Origin of the sequence: Streptomyces tardus, from assembly GCF_018101125.2 — a bacterium.
In the GTDB taxonomy this organism is placed as follows: domain Bacteria; phylum Actinomycetota; class Actinomycetes; order Streptomycetales; family Streptomycetaceae; genus Streptomyces; species Streptomyces tardus.
Window position 1 is genome coordinate 89,486 of the sequence record NZ_JAELVF020000005.1, and the last position, 18,282, is coordinate 107,767.

General features: G+C 70.1%; 12 protein-coding genes. 8 read left to right on the plus strand and 4 right to left on the minus strand.

Annotated elements, in window-relative coordinates:
* Positions 1–12 precede the first annotated feature (12 nt).
* Positions 13–3,729, plus strand: a complete 3,717-nt coding sequence (pglX, locus tag JGS22_RS25615; RefSeq protein ID WP_211039002.1) for a BREX-2 system adenine-specific DNA-methyltransferase PglX — start codon at positions 13–15, stop codon at positions 3,727–3,729.
* A 46-nt stretch (positions 3,730–3,775) separates the two neighbouring features.
* On the opposite strand, the gene JGS22_RS25620 is transcribed toward pglX, so the two are convergent.
* Both JGS22_RS25620 and JGS22_RS25625 read right to left on the minus strand, forming a co-directional pair.
* Positions 3,776–3,958 (minus strand): DUF397 domain-containing protein, encoded by a 183-nt coding sequence (locus JGS22_RS25620; RefSeq protein WP_211039001.1) that lies wholly within the window; start codon positions 3,956–3,958, stop codon positions 3,776–3,778.
* Complete coding sequence (locus JGS22_RS25625) at positions 3,955–4,809, minus strand: helix-turn-helix domain-containing protein (RefSeq protein ID WP_211039012.1); 855 nt, start codon at positions 4,807–4,809, stop codon at positions 3,955–3,957. Before JGS22_RS25625 ends, JGS22_RS25620 begins: the two co-directional genes overlap by 4 nt.
* 109 nt (positions 4,810–4,918) lie before the next feature.
* Here JGS22_RS25625 and JGS22_RS25630 point away from each other — a divergent pair, with 109 nt between their 5' ends.
* The 3 genes from JGS22_RS25630 to JGS22_RS25640 all read left to right on the plus strand — a co-directional run bounded on the left by JGS22_RS25630 (position 4,919) and on the right by JGS22_RS25640 (position 6,187).
* Positions 4,919–5,275: a hypothetical protein gene (locus tag JGS22_RS25630; protein WP_211039000.1), complete on the plus strand. Its 357-nt coding sequence runs from the start codon at positions 4,919–4,921 to the stop codon at positions 5,273–5,275.
* 157 nt (positions 5,276–5,432) lie between these two features.
* A complete protein-coding gene (locus JGS22_RS25635) occupies positions 5,433–5,741 on the plus strand; it encodes a hypothetical protein (protein WP_211038999.1) in 309 nt (102 codons plus the stop codon).
* Positions 5,738–6,187 (plus strand): hypothetical protein, encoded by a 450-nt coding sequence (locus tag JGS22_RS25640; RefSeq protein ID WP_308405901.1) that lies wholly within the window; start codon positions 5,738–5,740, stop codon positions 6,185–6,187. The genes JGS22_RS25635 and JGS22_RS25640 overlap by 4 nt, the downstream gene beginning before the upstream one ends.
* Positions 6,188–6,390: 203 nt before the next feature.
* Here the strand turns inward: JGS22_RS25640 and JGS22_RS25645 are convergent, their stop codons facing one another.
* Both JGS22_RS25645 and JGS22_RS25650 read right to left on the minus strand, forming a co-directional pair.
* Positions 6,391–6,642 (minus strand): hypothetical protein, encoded by a 252-nt coding sequence (locus JGS22_RS25645; protein ID WP_211038998.1) that lies wholly within the window; start codon positions 6,640–6,642, stop codon positions 6,391–6,393.
* Between the two features lie 34 nt (positions 6,643–6,676).
* Complete coding sequence (locus tag JGS22_RS25650) at positions 6,677–6,979, minus strand: hypothetical protein (protein WP_211038997.1); 303 nt, start codon at positions 6,977–6,979, stop codon at positions 6,677–6,679.
* A 260-nt stretch (positions 6,980–7,239) separates the two neighbouring features.
* Here JGS22_RS25650 and pglY point away from each other — a divergent pair, with 260 nt between their 5' ends.
* From pglY to JGS22_RS25670, 4 genes are all read left to right on the plus strand, one after another.
* Entirely contained in the window at positions 7,240–11,133 is a 3,894-nt protein-coding gene (gene pglY, locus JGS22_RS25655; protein ID WP_211038996.1) for a BREX-2 system ATPase PglY, read from the plus strand.
* Positions 11,133–14,087, plus strand: a complete 2,955-nt coding sequence (gene pglZ, locus JGS22_RS25660) for a BREX-2 system phosphatase PglZ (RefSeq protein ID WP_211038995.1) — start codon at positions 11,133–11,135, stop codon at positions 14,085–14,087. The genes pglY and pglZ overlap by 1 nt, the downstream gene beginning before the upstream one ends.
* A gap of 79 nt (positions 14,088–14,166) precedes the next feature.
* Positions 14,167–15,519, plus strand: coding sequence for a BREX system ATP-binding protein BrxD (gene brxD / locus JGS22_RS25665; protein ID WP_211039010.1), 1,353 nt, complete (start codon positions 14,167–14,169; stop codon positions 15,517–15,519).
* A 52-nt stretch (positions 15,520–15,571) separates the two neighbouring features.
* Entirely contained in the window at positions 15,572–17,719 is a 2,148-nt protein-coding gene (locus tag JGS22_RS25670; RefSeq protein WP_211038994.1) for a DEAD/DEAH box helicase, read from the plus strand.
* Positions 17,720–18,282: the final 563 nt, after the last annotated feature.

The following is an 18,282-nucleotide window of genomic DNA, read 5'->3' on the forward strand; positions in this document are numbered from 1 at the left end:
CAGGAGCAGTCCGTGATCGACCGCAAGAGCCTCCTCCGCGATCTGCAGAAGCAGGTCAAGGCGGCAGAGACCGACCTCGACGCGCAGGTCAAGGCCGTTCCCGAGGTCGGGGAGCGACTGCGCGGCGAGTACGACCAGGCGAAGAAGCTGGGGCGTACGGCGGCGACTTGGAACAGTTGGCTCGGGGAGCGGGTCACGCAGGTCGCGGTGGCGTGGGTGCTCGGCACGGTCTTCGTGCGGTTCAGCGAGGACAATCGGCTGATCGCGCAGCCGTACATCACGGCGCCGGACGTGGCGGGGCGGGAGGTCGCCCAGGCGCGGTACGAGGAGTACATGGCGAAGGACGCCGATCCGACGTATCGCGGGTGGCTGGAGGCCGCGTTCGAGGAGTTGGGCGCGGGGCAGGCGGGACGGCTGCTGTTCGACCGGGACCACAATCCGCTGTACCAGATTCCGCTGTCGCACGACGGGGCGGGAGCGCTGCTGGCGTTCTGGCGGGAGCAGAAGTCGGTGGACGCTGAGGCGGAGGCGGAGGGTTCGGAGGACGGCTCTGGCGGCGGCAGCGCGTCGGTGCTGGTGCACGACTTCACGGACCCGCTGAGCGAGGACGGCACGGAGGGGTGGGACACCCGGTTCCTGGGCGACCTGTACCAGGACCTGAGCGAGGCGGCACGGAAGACGTACGCGCTGCTCCAAACCCCGGAGTTTGTCGAGGAGTTCATCCTCGACCGGACGATGACGCCGGCGGTGCGGGAGTTCGGCTTCGAAGAACTGAAGATGATCGACCCGACGTGCGGGTCGGGGCACTTCGTACTGGGCACGTTCCGTCGCCTGGTGCGGATGTGGGGCGAGGAGCGGCCGGAGGTCGGCCCGTACGAGCGGGTGCGGGCCGCGCTGGAGTCGGTGCACGGGGTGGACCTGAACCCGTTCGCGGTGGCGGTGGCACGGTTCCGGCTGCTCGTCGCGGCGATGGCGGCAAGCGGAATGCGGACGTTCGCGGCGGCGCGGGAGTACGAGTGGCCGATCCAGCTGGCGGTGGGTGACTCGCTGCTGCCGACGGAGCACCAACAGGAGGGTCTATTCGGGGACGAAGGGCTAGAGGGAGCTGACAACGGTCCAGAATCGGGTGATACCGAGACCCCGTACTACGCACTAAGCACTGAGGACGTTCTTGACCACCCGGAACTCCTTTACAAGGGCAGCTTCCATGTGGTGGTCGGCAACCCGCCGTACATCACGGTCAAGGATAAGACGCTGAACGAGCGTTACCGCAGGCTGTACAAAGCCTGCTCCGGCAAGTACGCACTGTCGGTCCCTTTCGCCCAGCGTTTCTTCGAACTCGCCAAGCAGGGCGACAAGAAGACCGGACGCGGCTACGGCATGGTCGGCCAGATCACGGCGAACTCCTTCATGAAACGCGAGTTCGGAACAACCCTGATCGAGACCTACTTCCGCGACCAAGTCGAGCTCACGGAGGTAATCGATACTTCGGGGGCCTTTATCCCGGGGCACGGCACGCCAACAGTGATTCTTGTAGGGCGATCGAGGGACCACAGAGGGACTCGCCAGACCACGATCCGTACCGTACGCGGCGTTCAGGGCGAACCTTCGGCTCCAGAACACGCCCAGTGCGGGCTGGTCTGGCAGGCGATCATGGAACATATTGACCGGCCCGGGAGCACAGGGCGATGGGTAACGGTGGATGACTTGGAGCGGGTTCATCATTTCAGCACTCACCCCTGGGTGCTGACTGATGGAGGAATCGAAATGATCTCCACAATGACGGAGAGCTCCAAAAGCAAACTGAGCTCCATCGCATCATCTGTTGGAATCACGAGCTTCACCCTCGAGGACGACTTGTACCTCCTCCCTACCCGCAGTGCACAGCGTCACAGAATCCCTCGTGCATTTCAGCGCCCCATGGTGACAGGTGACCTACTGCGTGACTGGAGTGGCGCCGATTTCGAGACCACACTATTCCCCTATTCCGACGATTTCTCCGCCATCGACGTGGAAGATTTCCCATCCCTCTACCACCATATGTGGCCGTGTCGCACCGTGATCTCGCGGAATCTAATGTTTGGCGGCAGGACCAAGGTTGAGTCTGGTCTGCGATGGTCAGAATTTGGCCGCTTGGCCAGCGGTAAACTTCGGGTTCCCATGTCAATCACTTTTGCCGAGGTGGCCACACATAACCACTTCGTACTAGATCGAGGCGGGAAGGTGTTCAAGCAAACTGCTCCTGTAATAAAATTGAGGAGTGAGGCTACCGAGAATGATCACCTGTCCCTCCTTGGGCTGCTAAACAGCTCTACCGCCGGATTGTGGCTCAAAATGGTGTGCCACGACAAGGGAATCCGCGGCGAGGGTGGAGGGTTCACCAGCAATGACTGGGAGCGGTTTTACCAGTTCAACGGATCGAACGTCCAAGATTTTCCCCTGCCCGGCGAGAACCCCACTGCCCTCGCCTCCCAACTCGACGCCCTCTCACAGCTTTACGCGACAAATCTCGCCGCCGAAGCCGTCCCCACCGCCTCCACCCTCCGTGAAGCCCAGACCCGCTACAGCTCCACACGTGCCCGCATGATCGCCCTCCAGGAAGAACTCGACTGGCAGGTCTACTCCCTCTACAACCTGCACTCCGAGGACCTGCGCCTGCCCGACTCTGACGCCGTCCCCGAACTTGCCCTCGGCGAACGGGCCTTCGAGATCGTGCTCGCGCGCCGGGTCGAGGCCGGTGAGGCCAGCAGTGAGTGGTTCAAGCGGCATGGCTCCACTCCCATTACCGAGATTCCGGCCCACTGGCCCGACGACTACCGCGCCCTCGTGCAGAAGCGGATCGGCGTGATCGAGTCGAACCGGGCCATCGGCATGATTGAGCGTCCCGAGTACAAGCGGCGCTGGGCCACCGAGGGGTGGGACTCGATGCGTCAGAAGGCGCTGAAGTCCTGGTTGCTCGACCGGATCGAGGACCGCTCGTACTGGTTCGACGCGAACGGCAACCCCACCGTCGCCACCCTCGCCCGGCTGACCGAAGCGCTGTCCGCCGACGAGGACTTCACCTCTGTCGCCGACCTCTACGCTCCTCGGCAGGACCTCGCCAAGACTGTCCGCCATCTGCTGTCCGAGGAGCACGTCCCCTTCGCGTCCGCTCTCCGGTACAAGCCTGCCGCGCTCAAGAAGCGGGCCGACTGGGAGCACGTCTGGGATCTCCAGCGCGAGGAGGACGCCGCGCCGGACGAGCCCGCCAAGCGGAAGATCCGAGAGCGGACGCCCGTACCGCCGAAGTACACCTCTGCCGACTTCCTCAAGCCCAGCTACTGGCGTGCACGGGGCAAGCTCGACGTACCCAAGGAGCGCTTCGTCTCGTACGGCACTGTGAACGCACAGTCGCCCGAGTTGTACGGGTGGGCCGGCTGGGACCACCTGGAGCAGGCGCTCGCGCTCGCCTCGTACATCCAGACCGCCGGTCTCGACAGCGAGGAGATCGTGCCGTTCCTGGCCGGGCTGCTTGAGCTCCAGCCCTGGCTGGACCAGTGGTATGGCGAGTACGACGCCGATTTCGGCGCCTCCCCCGCCGCCGAGATCCTCGCCTTCCGGCAGCAGAAGCAGGGCGAACTCGGCCTGACCGACGACATGTTGCGCGCCTGGCGGCCCGCCCCCGCCACCCGCGCGAAGAAGGCAGCCGCCCCGAAGAAGAAGGCAGCGGCCTCCACAGAGTCCGGCTGAGACGTGTGTCTGTGAGGCGGCTGATCCGCCGCCTCACAGACGACAGTCAGGAACCCGACACGTGCGCGGTGAAGGCCGCCCAGGCACCGGGAGCAACGGCGAACGAGTCGCGGCCGAGGTCCTTGGAGTCCCGGACGTGGACCGCTTCGGCGTCCACCGCGACCTCGATGCAGTTGTCGCCACCACTGCCGCTGTAGCTGCTCTTGACCCACTCAAGTTCAGTGCTCATAGCGCTCCTTGAATCTGCTTCAGCAGGCCGACTGTGGCCTCGTGGCTCAGCGCCTGTGAGCGCATCTTGCCATAGCGCTGAAGCATGGCACTGACCACTTTCGGGTCGGCCATGAGAGTGCTGCTGTCGTGGCCTTCGACGTATCCGAACCAGCTGTTGGACGAGGTCTCAGCGAGGTACATCTGGCCGTCGATGCCCGAGTGGTCATGCTGCTTGAGTGGCATGACGAGGATTTCTACGTTGCGTCGACGGCCGTGCGCCAGCAGGTTGTCGACGAGGGCCGAGGTTACCTGGGGCCCTCCCAACTGGCGTTCCAGGACAGCTTGCTCGACCAGAAACGAGAACGAGGTGTTGGGTCGCGCGGCCAAGAGCTCCTGTCGTTCGAGGCGCGCAGCAACCTGCTGTTCGAACTGCTGCTCCGACAAGGGCGGCAGGCGTCGATCGAACACCGCCCGGATGTACCCCTCCGGCTGCAACAGGCCCGGAATCCCCCGGCACTCATACGCGTACAGCGTGATCGCTTCTTCCTCGATCCCAGCCCACTGCAGGAACCAGGACGCCAGCCCCGCTTTCCTTCGCAGGCTCTTCGCCGCTGCTGCGAGGACCTTGCCCGCCACGAGCCCCAGCGTCTCCTCCGCCCTGCCGGGCAGCGCCTCCGGCGGGAACCGTTTGCCCTGCTCGATCTTCGCGACGTACGCCGCCGAGTACCGCACCCGGTCCGCGAGCTCCTCCTGTGTGAGCCCTCCCGCCTCCCGCAGCGCCTTCAAGACGGCCCCGAACGTCTTGAGACTGTCCGACAGTTCGGGTTCACCACCCGCCGCCGTTCCGCTGCCGTCCTGGTCCGCCGTCATCGCCGCTCCGCTCTCCGTGCTCTGTGCTCGCGCCCCGTACGCCGCGTCGGTCAATGTGTCCAGGATCACGCGGAGTCACCCGCCCAGTCCAGAGCGTGAACCAGTACAGATGGATCTGTATGGGTTGCGTGCCTGTCGGCACGGCGAACGCCGCCGGAAGGCTGGGACCTCGTCGACACCGCAGGTCGAACCTCCCCTGGCTGCCCACGAGTTCACGTTCGCCTCCCCCGCCACCCGTCTCAGCGCGAGCCTCGCCCGCCGGGCCGCCGTCGCCCGGCTCGACGACTGGGACGTCCCGCCCGGCAGCCCGCTCTCCGACACCGTCGCCCTCCTCGTCGCCGAACTCGCGGCCGACGCAGCCCGCCAAGGCCGGGCAGCGGGGCGGAACTTCGAGCTACGCCTCCTCCTGCACACCCACCCGCGACCGGTCGCCGAGCCCACCACGGTCGCCTCGTCGCGGCGGTAGCTGACGACGGGCGCATCGAGGACCGCACCGGCCCCGGCAAGACCGTACGGGCGCAGACCGGCCTGGCCGCCCCGGACCCGAGCGGATCGGGTCGCCCCTGACACCGGCATCGCCCACCGACGACTTCCTGCGTATTACGGAGTGGCACGCTCTGCGTATGGCCAGGACTCGAATTTCGATCAGCCTCGACCCTGAAGACGCCGAAACGATCAAAGCGGTCGCCGCGGAGAGCGGGCTCGACGTGTCCGCCTTTCTCGTGATGGCGGGCCGCAGGGAGGCCGCCCGCCTCGCCCGGATGAGCAAAGCCTTCTCCGAGCTCGACGCCGCCATCGACAGGGCCGACACCGATGCCGAGCAGCTTCCCTGGCCACCGGAGTCCGACACCGACGCGGTGGACCGCGCCAGGTCCGAGATCGCCGCCGCCCGCGCCGAGGCCGCGGCCCGTCGACGCGAGGCCGCCGCGTGAACCTCGGCTGCCCCACCTGTCCCGACCTGGACTCCCTCGGGGACATGGTCTACGACGCCGGCATGTTGATCGTCCTGGCCGACGAGCGACCGGGGGTCGCGCTCGGCTGCCACCGGGAGTTCTGCCGGACCGGTTTGCCCGTGGTACCCGCCCCCGTGGTCGCCCCGGCATGGCGCGGCGGGGCACGGCTCGCCCATCTGGCCCGCGCACTCCGGGAGTGCGCGGTGGTGTGCTGCTACACGCAGCGGGAGTGGCGCCGCGTGGGTGAGCTCATCGGCCGCGCGCGCCTTCCGGCGAAGAAACGGCCCGACCCGGTCGACGGCCTGGTGGCCCTGACCGCGCTCCAGACCGGCGCCGCGCTGATCGCGACCTCCGACGTCGATGACGTCCAGGCGTATTTGGATCAGATGCCGGGGGCAGGGTCGATCATCCCTGTCCGCATCTGACGGTTCCCGACCCACCCGCGACGGCCCGACCCCACGACGGTCGCCTCGGCCGCCGTGGGCGCCCACGGCGGCCGAGGGCGAGCCCTCGTCGCGGCGGTCGCCGACGACAGCGCGTCGAGCACCGCACCGGCCCCGGCAGGACCGTACGGACTCAGACCGAGCCGACCGCCTGCACCAGGCCGCCCGGCCGGGATTCGGTCGGCTCAGAGCAGTACGCGCTCGCCCTCAAGGAATCCCGCCAACTCCGGCACCGGCAGAGCCCGCACGCCCGTACCGCCTTGCCCCAGAGCGTCCCGGTAAGCGCACAGGTCCCGAGGGGCGGACGTGACCACGACCGCCTCCGGGTGGTGTGCCGCGAGGACGATCGCGAGCGCGTCCACCGCGTCAGCGCACTTCTCGTCCAGCGGGCCGGCCAGCGCGAGCAGCTGCCCGGCCCGCTCGGCGTCATCGGTCACATGTCCGCCCTGACACACGCCGCACGGCGGCGGCTCAGCGCTCCGGGTGCCGAACACCACACACTCCGGGATCAGCCGGGTCAGCGGTGTCCACCTCCCGGGCCGCCACGCCTGCGCGAGGACGGGCAGCGAGATCACCGGCGGGCGGCCCGGCATGGTCGACCGTCGCGGTCAACGCCCGGGCCATGCCTGCCCGTGCGGCCGCGACATCCTCGTCGGTGAGGTTCGCGTCGGTGGAGTCCACGGCCTCGCCGGGCGGCGCGGGCGCGGCGTCCGTGGCCGTGATCGCGGCATCCACTTCCGCAAACCGGCGCACCACGACCTCGCACTCGGTCATCTGTCCCCGTACCCCTGCCGTGATGTACGCCGGGACATCGAGCCCAGCGCTTGGGAGGGCTCCTTGCCTGCCGCGCGCAGCACGGGCCCCGGCTGATGCTGAAACGTGCATGCGCAGCCAAACCCCAGAAGGTAACGCCGTGTTACACCGTTCTCGCCAATCACAGGACGCGCTGTCAGTACCTGCCTCTACGATTGCTCCGGCAGTGCAGCTCGGGATCGAGCTGAAGGACCGGGCGGGCGAGGAGCATCACAGACACCATGGCGTTCATGAGCAGGAACACTCCGCGTCCCGAGGACCGTCCCCTCCTGCGCGAGTTGATCCGCATCCCTGAGCGCGTGTCGACGTCCGACTTCGTGTTGAAGCTCGGTGAGGCCGTCACACCCGAGGGCGCCGAGGCCGCCCTGCGGGACTACGTCGTCACCGACCGTCTGCGCGGCAACTTCGACGAGGCGCTGGACCTGATCAAGTCGGCGCTCGACAGCCACTCCTCCAAGGCCGCCTATCTGCACGGCTCGTTCGGTTCCGGCAAGTCGCACTTCATGGCGGTGCTCTACGCCCTGCTCTCCGGCCACCGGGCCGCGCACGCCAAGACGGGCCTCGACCCCGTCCGTGCCCGCCACTCCTGGGTGGACACGGGAGACCACAAGTTCCTCCTCGTCCCGTACCACATGCTCGACGCCAAGTCCCTTGAGCAGCGCATCCTCGGCAAGTACGTGGAGCACGTGCGCAAGGTGCACCCCGGCTGCACTCTGCCGCAGGTCTACCTGACCGACGGCCTCTTCGAGGACTTCGCCGCCCATCGCCGCAGCAGCGGCGACGACCGGGTGATCGCACAGCTCACCGAGGCGAACAGCGGCGAAGTCGACGAGTGGGGCGAGGCGTTCGCCTGGACCGGCGAGCTGCTCGACCGGGCCGTCGCCGCGCAGGAAGAGCACGAGAACACCAAGGGCTTCGACCTGGACAACCCGACCACCCCGCAGGAGCTGCGGGCCCGGCTCGTCCAGGACCTGACCAAGACCCTCTTCCCGTCCTTCGCCCGCAACGCCTCGGAGAACGCCGACGGTTTCGTCTCCCTGGACAAGGGCCTCGGCATCATCGCCGCGCACGCCAAATCGCTCGGCTACGACGGCCTCGTCCTCTTCATGGACGAGCTGATCCTGTGGCTGGCCACCCTCATCCACGACCAGAAAGCGCTGGGTCGCGAAGCGGCCAAGGTCACCAGCTTCGTGGAAGGCGCCGACGAGCGCCGCGCGATTCCCGTCGTCTCGTTCATCGCCCGCCAGCGTGATCTGCGCGAGCTCGTCGGCGAGGAGATGTCCGGCGCCGCCGAAGCCGCCGTGCAGGACACGCTGAAGCTCAACGGCGGCCGGTACGACTCGATCGTCATGGAGGACCGCAACCTGCCGACGATCGCGCAGGCCCGTCTGCTGTGTCCCGTCGACGAAGAGGCCGAGGGCAGGGTCGCGGCAGCCTTCGACGAGGCCAAGAAGCTCGGGCCGGACGTCTGGCAGACCCTGCTCGGCCACAGGAACTCCACCACCGGCGCCGACGAGGACACCTTCCGGCGCACCTACCCCTTCCCGCCGGCGTTCATGGACACCCTGGTGCACATCTCCGGGGCGCTGCAGCGCTCCCGCACCGGCCTGAAGCTGATGAGCCAGCTCCTGGTCGACCACCGGGACGACTGGCGGCTCGGCCAGCTCGTACCGCTCGGCGATCTGTACCCGGCGATCGTCGGCGGCGGCGACAAGGCGTTCAGCGGCGAGACCAGCGTCCACTTCGAGGCGGCCGACAAGCTGTACCGCGAGAAGCTGCGCCCCTACCTGCTGAAGACCAACCAGGTCATCGAGGACGACGTGGAGACGTACAAGCGCCGTCCGGAGGAGATCGACGACCCGCAGCTGAAGGCCCGTTGCCGGGACTTCACCGGTGACAGCCGGCTGATCCAGACGCTGCTGCTGTCCGCACTCGCGCCGAGCGTCCCGGCCCTGTCCGACCTGACCCTGGCCCGGCTCAACGCGCTCAACCACGGGTCCATCACCACCCGGATCGCCGGAACCGAGATCGGCCGCCTGGAGCAGAAGGCGAAGGAATGGGCGGCGACCTTCCCCGAGATCAAGGTCACCGGCACCGGCCCCGGCGCGGTCGTCCGCCTGGAGCTGACCGGTGTCGACCTCGACGCGGTGCTCGCCAACGCCCAGGTCCACAACAACCTGGGCAACCGCCGGACCAAGATGCGCACGCTGCTCAAGGAGGCGCTCCGCATCACCGACGGGGTTGGCGGGTTCGACCCGTACGACTTCCTCGACCTGGTGTGGAAGGGCACCGAGCGGCAGGTCGAGGTGGTCTTCGGGAACGTCGCCGACATCGACTCGCTCTCCGACGCGGCGCTGCGGCCCAGCCAGGAGGACGCCTGGCGGCTCGTCGTCGACCTCCCCTACGACGAGGGCGAGTTCGGGCCGATGGACGACCTCCAGCGGCTGCGCGGGCTGCGCGAGAGGACGGGCGGCGGCTCGCGAACCCTGGCCTGGCTGCCCACTCACCTCACCGACGCCACCCGCGGCGACTTCGAACGTCTCGTCGTCATCGACAAGGCACTGTCCGACGAGGCCCGTTTCGACTCCGAGTTCGCGCGCAGTCTGGGCGCCGACGACAAGGCCCGCGCCAAGGGCATGCTGCAGTCGCAGCGCGACGTCCTCACCGAGCGCGTCCTGGGCGCGCTGAAGCAGGCGTACGGACTCGCGCAGAAGCAGGAAGGCGTCGTCGACCTCAACTTCACCGACCACCTGGAGGCACAGCAGCAGGTGGCGGACCTGCAGTTGCCGATCGGCGCGCAGCTGGGCGACGCCGCGCGTCAGCTCTCCGGGAAGCTGCTCGCCCACCAGTTCCCCGCCCACCCCGAGCTGGACCCGGAAGGCACCGGGAAGCCGCTGCGGGCCGCCGAGATCAAAACCGTCTTCGAGTACGTGCGCAGGGCCGCAGAGGACCGGGACGGGCAGGTGGAGGTCGAGTCCAGGGACCGCGGGGTCATGACGCGGATCGCGGGCGGCCTGGGGCTCGGTGTGATGCAGGAGGCGTACTACCGGCAGTCCAACGCCTGGCTCGACCACTTCAACGCGCAGGCCCGCCGGGACGGGGTCGCCGAGCCGACCCTGGTCAAGCTCGCCGACTGGAGCGACCAGCCCGACCCGCGCGGCCTGCCCGAGCCGCTGCGTCGGCTGCTCGCCGCCGCGTACGCGGAGATGTCCGACCGCGTGTGGGTGCGCGGCGGGGTCGCGGTCGAGCCCGCACCGGCGCCGAGCGAGCTGAGGCGTGACTACGCACTGCGCGAGCAGCCGTTGCCCACCGAGGCGGACTGGTCGGAGGCACGCAAGCGGTTCGAGACGGTGTTCGGCACGCCCGCACCGCAGTTGCGGCGCGGGCGGATCGTGAACCAGTTCGCCGGGGAGATCCGCAAGGCGGCGAACGCGTTCGCCACCGACGCGGGGCGGCTCGTCACGGAGTTGGAGAAGCACCGCAGCTTCCTGCACCTGGACGACGCCTCGCCCCGCCTCGTACTCGCCCGGCGGGCCCAGGAGTTGGTGGACGCGGTGCGGGCGGAGAACCTCGGCGCCAAGGCCGTGGTGGACCGGCTGGCCGGCTTCGACCTCGGCGGGTTCACCGCACACCGGTACAGCATGTCGCTGACCAGCGCGCGGACCGTGGCCGATGCGCTGCAGAACACCAGTTGGGGTGAACAGCTGGAGCTGGCCGACACGCTCGGCCGGGACGGTGCGGCGATCCTGGAGCGAGTGCGCGACGCCGCGGCCGGCGACCCCGGCGACTACCCCGACCTGCCGGCCGTACTGAAGAAGGGCAGCCGGGAGGTGATGGCGCTGCTGCGATCCAGGCAGAGTCCGCCGCCGGCCCCGCGGCAGCCCGACGCCCCGGCACCCAGCTCCGACACCGTTCCTCTGGACAGCGGCTCCGCCCACCCGCAGGTGCTGCCGACGCCGCCCCCGCCGCGTGATCCGGCCCTCCCGGTGGCCCGCTCCGGCGGCGGTCGGACAACGGCGGCCCGAGCGGCCGCGGAGCTGCAGGCCGAGATCGCGGCACTCGCCGCAGCACACCCCGACGCCACCGTCGAGGTCACCTGGAAGGTCGTCGACTGATGTCCGGCACGGTCACCACCGCGCCCGCCTCCGGGCCGGAGCCCGCAGCTGCGGGCCCCGCCCGTCTGTCGGTGAGCACGGTCCGCCAGTTCGTCGCGGCGCGCAGCAGGCTCTGCGACGGCACGGTCCGCGTCATGCTGCTGCGGGCCGCCCCACAGTGGGACGGGGGCGCCGTGCAGCAGTTGGTGGGCGGTACGCAGGTGCGGGTGGCCGCCGCGCCGTCCGTCCTCGCGGTGCACGAGCAGATCCTGGCCCACCTGGAGGCGCAGGACCCGCCGGAGCCGCGCGTCCTCGTCGTCCTCACCGACCGTGAGGCCACCGAGCTCGACCCCGGTCTGCTGGCCCGCGTCTACAGCCGCCGCATCAGATCCGTCGACAACTGGCAGGTTGTGCAGGAGGCGTTCGGTGCGAGCGGCCTCGACATCCGGCTGCGCGGCGAGACCTGGGCGGCCGAGGCCCTCCTGGACGCGGCGGGCACCCGGGGCTGGCGCTCGATCGGCAGGGGCGTGCTCTCCCGCGACGAGGCCCTCACCCGGCTGGCCCGACGGCGTCTCCGCCTCGACGACAGCAGCGGGAACACTCCGGGGGGACGCGTCCTGCCGGGAGAGCCGGACCGGGTCGACCCCGTCGCCCTGTTCCAATGGACCCTCACCCCCGGCGGCCCGGACCTCCTGCGCGAGCTGCGCGGACCGGAGAAGGCGGGGCTCGCCCGCTTCCTCGCCGCACCCGAGCAGGGCGGCTCCACGGGCACGGTGATCACCTCCCTGGTCGATGCCGAGCGCGGCTCCGACGCAGCCGCGTACGCGGTGGTCTGCGCCACCCTGTGGGGACACGCGGAGGCCGACCACGATCTGTACCGCGCGCGCGGTCGGGCCGAGCGGTGGCTCGGCGAGCAGCCGCCGGCCCAGGGCGACGAACTCGACCGGCTTCTGGCCTCCTTCGCCCGAAGCGGCGAGGCGTACGTACGCGATCTCGTCGACCGGGGGGAGCACCGTCTCGCCGACCCGGTCCTGACCCGGGCCGCGCAGCTGGTCGCCCAGTTCGGGGCGCAGGCAGCCGCGACCGCCAGTCCGCTGCTGCCCGCCGGGCTCGACGCCCGGTTCACCGCCGCCGGTCACGCGCTGACCGACGGCTCCGGCGAGGCGGTCACGGACTCCGTCACCGCGCTCCGCGCGCACGCCCTGGCCACCGGCGACGGTGAGACCCGGGCCCGGATCGAGCGCGTCCGGATGGCCGTCCGGATACAGCGGTGGCTGGCCGGGGACCCGTCGGAAGAGATCGAATCGGTGGCCGACGGGACGAAGCGCCAGATCCGCGAACTCGGCTGGGCCGACCGCGCCCTGGAACATCTGGAGGCCGGAGGCGACCCCGACTCCGTACTCGCCGCCGCGTACAGCCGGATCGGCGAGCAGGCGCGGCGGGCTCGCCGCACGCTCGACCACGCCTTCAGCGAGCGGCTCGCGGTGTGGACGGCGGACGGCAGCACCCCCCGTTCCCTGCTCACCGTCGAATCGCTCCTGACCCGGATCGTCGCGCCGGTCGTCGCCGAGCCGGGGCGCCGGGTCCTGCTGCTGCTCCTGGACGGGATGAGCGCGGCCATAGCGGCCGAGCTGGGGCAGGAACTGCGCGCGCAGTGGGCCGAGTTCGACCCGCTTCCCGGCGCTGACGGCCCCCCGGTGCGCCGTGCCGTGGCAGCGGCGCTGCCCACACTCACCGCCGTCTCGCGCACCTCGCTCTTCACCGGAACCCTGATGAAGGGCGACCAGGCAGACGAGAAGCGGCTCTTCCCCCGGCACTCCTGCTGGCAGGGCGCCCCGGCGGCCGTCTTCCACAAGGACGACCTGCGCGGCCCCGACACCGGCTCGCCCTTCTCCACCGCCCTCGGCGAGGCACTGTCCGACGAGCGCATGCATGTCGCCGTCGTCCTCAACACCGTCGACGACCGCCTCGCCAAGGAGCAGAAACTCGGGGACGGCACCTGGCAGACCAAGGAGGTCGGCGGTCTCGAACCGCTCTTGCGGGCCGCCCGTACGAACGGCATGACCGTGCTCCTGACCTCCGACCACGGCCATGTCGTCGAGCGGCGGGGCAGCAAGCTCAACGCGCCCGCAGGCACAGTCGGTTCGGCCCGTCACCGCGACCCCGGAGACCCGGTCGCGCCCTCCGAGATCGAGCTGGCCGGCCCGCGGGTGGTCTGGCCGGAACCCGGCTCGCGCATCGTCGCTCTGCGCGACCACGACGCCCGGTACACCAGCCTCAAGGCGGGTTACCACGGCGGCGCGACCCTCGCCGAGTTCACCATTCCGCTGCTCGCCCTGCTGCCTTTCGGCGCCGAACCACCGCAAGGGTGGCGCGAGTTGGGCGACCCGGCTCCGCCGTGGTGGTCGGACGCGACAGGCATCGAGGCGGAATCCGGCGCCGAGGCCGTCACCTCGTCCGGCGCCCCTGCCTCCGGCGCCGCTGCCTCCGTCGTCGCGCCGTCGCGTTCGGGCACCAAGCAGTCCAAGCGAGCCACACCGCCCGTGGCGGCGGGCGTCATCGGTCTCTTCGGTGAGGAGGAAGTCGCCCCTCCTGCGCCCCGGAAGCCCTCCGACTCCGCGCCGGAGGCCGAAGCCCCCTCAACTCCGGCCCAGCCGCCCGCCGTCGGGCTCGTGGAACGTCTCGTCGCCACCGAGCTGTACGCCGCGCAGCTGGAGCTGCTCGCCCGGAAGCCGCGAGATCCTTCCGTCCTGCACAAGGCGCTGGTCGCCCTCGTCGAAGCGGGCACCCTGACCATGACCGCCCTGGCCGAACGCGCGGGCCAACCCGCCGGCCGCGCCCCCGGTTTCGCCGCGACGCTGGCCCAGCTCCTCAACTACGACGGCGCCCAGATCCTGGAGATCCTCCCCGACAACCGCACCCTGCGCCTGCACCGAGCCCAGCTGATCGACCAGTTCGGACTGCACGCCCCGTGAGCACGACGAACGGGATCCTTCCGTCGGCATTCCGGGCAACCGGCGACCTCCCTGATGGGAGACTGTCCGGGTGAACGCGATCGGACCCTCCGCCCCTCGTGCCGGTGCGCCCGTCGGCGCCGTACGCCGCCGCGCCGTCGTCGACGCGCTGCGACGCGGCGCCGTCCCCGAGAGCGGCCTCGACCTGCTCGCCACCGGCCTGGGCCGCTTCGAGCAGGCGGTCGACGAGGAACTGGACACCGTCGCCTCCGGCGGCTCGGTGTTCAAAGCGGTGCGCGGTGAGTACGGCTCGGGCAAGACCTTCTTCACCCGCTGGCTCGGCGAGCGCGCCAAGCGGCGCACCTTCGCCGTGGCCGAGGTGCAGGTGTCGGAGACCGAGACTCCGCTGCACAAGCTGGAGACGGTCTACCGGCGGCTCACCGAACGCCTGACCACCGCGAGCTTCCCGCCCAGCGCCCTGCGGCCCGTCGCCGACGCCTGGTTCTACGCCCTGGAGGAGGACGCGCTCGCCGACGGCGCGGCCGAGAGTGAACTGCCGCATGCCGTGGACCGGTTGCTCACCGCCCGCCTGGCCGAGGTGTCCCGCCAGGCCCCCGCCTTCGCCACCGCCCTGCGCGGCTACAAGCAGTCCCTGGACGCCGGCGACGAGGCGACCGCCGCCGCGGTGCTGGCCTGGCTCGGCGGCCAGCCGCACGTCGCCGCTGCCGCACGGCGCAGTGCCGGTGTCCGCGGCGACCTCGACCACTTCGGCGCCTTCGGCTTCCTGCAAGGCCTGCTGACCATGCTCAAGGACGCGGGGCACGCCGGGCTCGTCCTCGTCCTGGACGAGGTGGAGACGCTGCAGCGGGTCCGCTCCGACGCCCGTGACAAGGCACTCAACTCCCTGCGCCAGCTCATCGACGAGGTTCATTCCGGCCGCTTCCCCGGCCTCTACCTCGTCATCACCGGCACGCCCGCCTTCTACGACGGACAGCAGGGCGTTCAGCGTCTCGCCCCGCTCGCCCAGCGCCTGGCCACCGACTTCACCACCGATCCGCGCTTCGACAACCCGCGCGCCGTGCAGATCCGGCTTCCCGGATTCACCGAGGAGTCCCTGACCGGTCTGGGTGTCACCATCCGAGACCTGTACGCGGACGGCGTCTCCTCCTCCGAGTCCGCGGAGCGGATCAAGCGGCTCGCCGACGACGCCTACCTTGCAGACCTGGCACGGGCCGTCGGCGGGGCGCTGGGCGGGAAAGTCGGAGTGGCGCCGCGGCTGTACCTGAAGAAGCTGGTCGGGGACGTACTCGACCGGATCGATCAGTTCGACGACTTCGATCCGCGGACGCACTACAAACTGACTCTCGGCAGCGGCGATCTCACTGCCACCGAGCGCAACCTCGCCGCGCCGCCGGCAGCCGCGTCGGCCGACGACCTCGATCTCGACATCTGATCCGTCGCCTCCCCTCCCGTTCCCGAGAGACCAAGCGCAGGGAGCCACGCACGTGCAGGACCAGCCGTCCGGCCCCGACCCCCTCGATCGCCTCGATCCGGTCGTCCTGCACCACATCGTCAACAGCCTCGGGTGGCCTGATCTGCGCCCCCTGCAGAAGGCCGCCGTGGAGCCACTGATGGACGGCGAGGACGCGATCCTGCTCGCGCCGACCGCCGGCGGAAAGACGGAAGCCGCCACCTTCCCCTTCCTGTCCGCCATGCGGAACCAGCACTGGACCGGCACCTCCGTCCTCTATCTGGCTCCCCTCAAAGCCCTCCTCAACAACCTCGTCCACCGGGTCGACACCTACGCCCAGTGGCTCGGTCGCCGCGCCGCGCTCTGGCACGGCGACACCCCGGAGTCCGTACGCCGCCGTATCCGCGCCGAGTCGCCGGACTTCCTGCTCACCACACCCGAATCGCTCGAAGCGATGCTGATCAGCGTCAAGACCGACCACAGGCACATGCTCGGCGGGGTACGTGCCGTCATCATCGACGAGGTGCACGCTTTCGCGGGCGACGACCGGGGCTGGCATCTGCTCGCCGTGCTCGAACGGCTGGAGTGGCTGGCCGGTCGCCGACTCCAGCGGATCGGGCTCTCCGCCACCGTCGGCAACCCCGACGCACTGCTCACCTGGCTGCAGGGGGCACGCCCCGCCGAACGCCCGGGACGCGTCGTCGCGCCCGGTCTCACGCTGCAGGGCACAGCTGGGGAAGGCCCGCCGCCAAGGCCCGCCGGAGACGTCGAACTCGACTACGTCGGCTCGCTCGCCAACGCCGCCAAGGTGATCTCCGCCCTGCACCGCGGCGAGAAGCGCCTGGTCTTCTGCGACTCCCGCAAGCAGGTCGAGGAACTCGGTGCGGCCCTGCGGGCCCGCGACGTCACCGTGTTCCTCTCGCACGCCTCGCTCTCCACCGATGAACGGGCCCGCTCCGAGCAGGCGTTCGCCGAGGCGCGCGACTGCGTCATCGTCTCCACCTCCACCCTGGAGCTCGGCATCGACGTCGGCGACCTCGACCGAGTCATCCAGATCGACTCCCCCGGCACCGTCGCCTCGTTCCTGCAGCGGATCGGCCGCACCGGCCGCCGCGACGGCACCTCCCGCAACTGTCTCTTCCTCGCCACCCGGCCCGCGTCGCTGCTACAGGCAGCCGGTCTGCTCACCCTCTGGGCCCGGGGCTGGGTCGAGCCCGTCACTCCGCCACCGTCGCCCCGTCACCTGGTCGCTCAGCAACTGCTCGCGCTCACCCTGCAGGAACACCGCATCGGCGACCGGCTCTGGCCGGACCGTTGGAACGGCCTCGCGCCCTTCGACCGGTCGGCCGCCCCCCTCCTGAGGCACCTGATCGACGAAGGCTTCCTGGACCGCGACGGCGGCATGCTCTTCATCGGCGCCGAGGCCGAGAAGCACTTCGGCCGCCGCCACTTCATGGAACTCACCGCATCCTTCACCGCGCCGCCCGAGTTCACCGTCCTCGCCGGACGCACCGAGATCGGCACCACCGACCCCACCGTGCTCACCGAGGAACGTCCCGGCCCGCGCCGTCTGCTGCTTGCCGGGCGCAGCTGGCAGGTGACGTTCATCGACTGGGCCCGCCGCCGTGCCTTCGTCGAACCCGTCGAGGACGGCGGTGTGGCCAAATGGCAGGGCAGCGAGGCCCGCGGCCTCTCCTTCACCCTGACCCGCGCCCTCCGCGACGTCCTCCTCGGAACCGACCCGGCCGTCCGGCTCACCCGCCGCGCCACTGCGGCCCTCGCCGAGCTGCGTACCGATCGCGCCCCTCACGAGGTCCACCCGGCCGGCACTCTCGTGGTCCGCGACGCGGATGCCACTCGCTGGTGGACCTGGGCCGGATACCGCGCCAACGCGACCCTCGCCGCCTCCCTCGGCAACCTCGCCGATCCCGTCCAGCGGCCCACCGACACCCATCTTCGCCTGCGCCAGGACCTGTCCCCCGCCGACTGGAAAGCCGCCCGCACCGAACTCCCGAACGCACTCACACTGCCCACCGTCGACCCGCGCGCAGTCCGCGGCCTGAAGTTCTCGGCGGCCCTCCCGCAGCGCCTGGCCACCGCCACCCTGGCCGAACGTCTCGCAGACTTCGACGGGGCACTGACCACGGCGCGAGAGCCGGTACGGCTCGAATGGGGGATGTGAACTCCGCTCCTGATGGCGTGAGTTCCGCTTCCGCCCCAGGTCCGTTCGCCTCTCCTCCAGGCGTCGCTGCCACCTCTGCCACGTCCGCCGGCACTCGGCCGTCAAGGCCCGCGAGAGCCTCGGCCTTACGAAGCCCGACCTGTCTGCGTGCGTCACACCCAGAAGCTGCGTGCTGTCTGATCGATCCCGAGGATCACCGAGGCTTTCAGGGCCGCTGCCCGTACAGCCAGCCGCCCGGCGCCCGGCGCCCGGCGCCCAGGGACAGTGCCCAGGCCGCGCGATGAGGGCAGTGGCCAGTTGTCGGCATTCTTCTTCTCTGACCCAGGAGCGGCGGGCGAGCGTCGGTCTCGTCCTGTTGGGCGCCCACGGGGTTCGTCACCAGCTCGTGCACGTGTGCGGCGTCCTCTCGGCCGGGACGGAAGAGGACGCCGCCGACGGGCACACCCAGCCGTGAATTTGCCCCAGCTCGGGCACACGCTGGAAAGACGGTGGATCCGGAACGTGCCATTGCGCCCGGCCGTCATCAACTCGTCGGCGGGCCGCCACAGTTGTCGCTGTGTCAG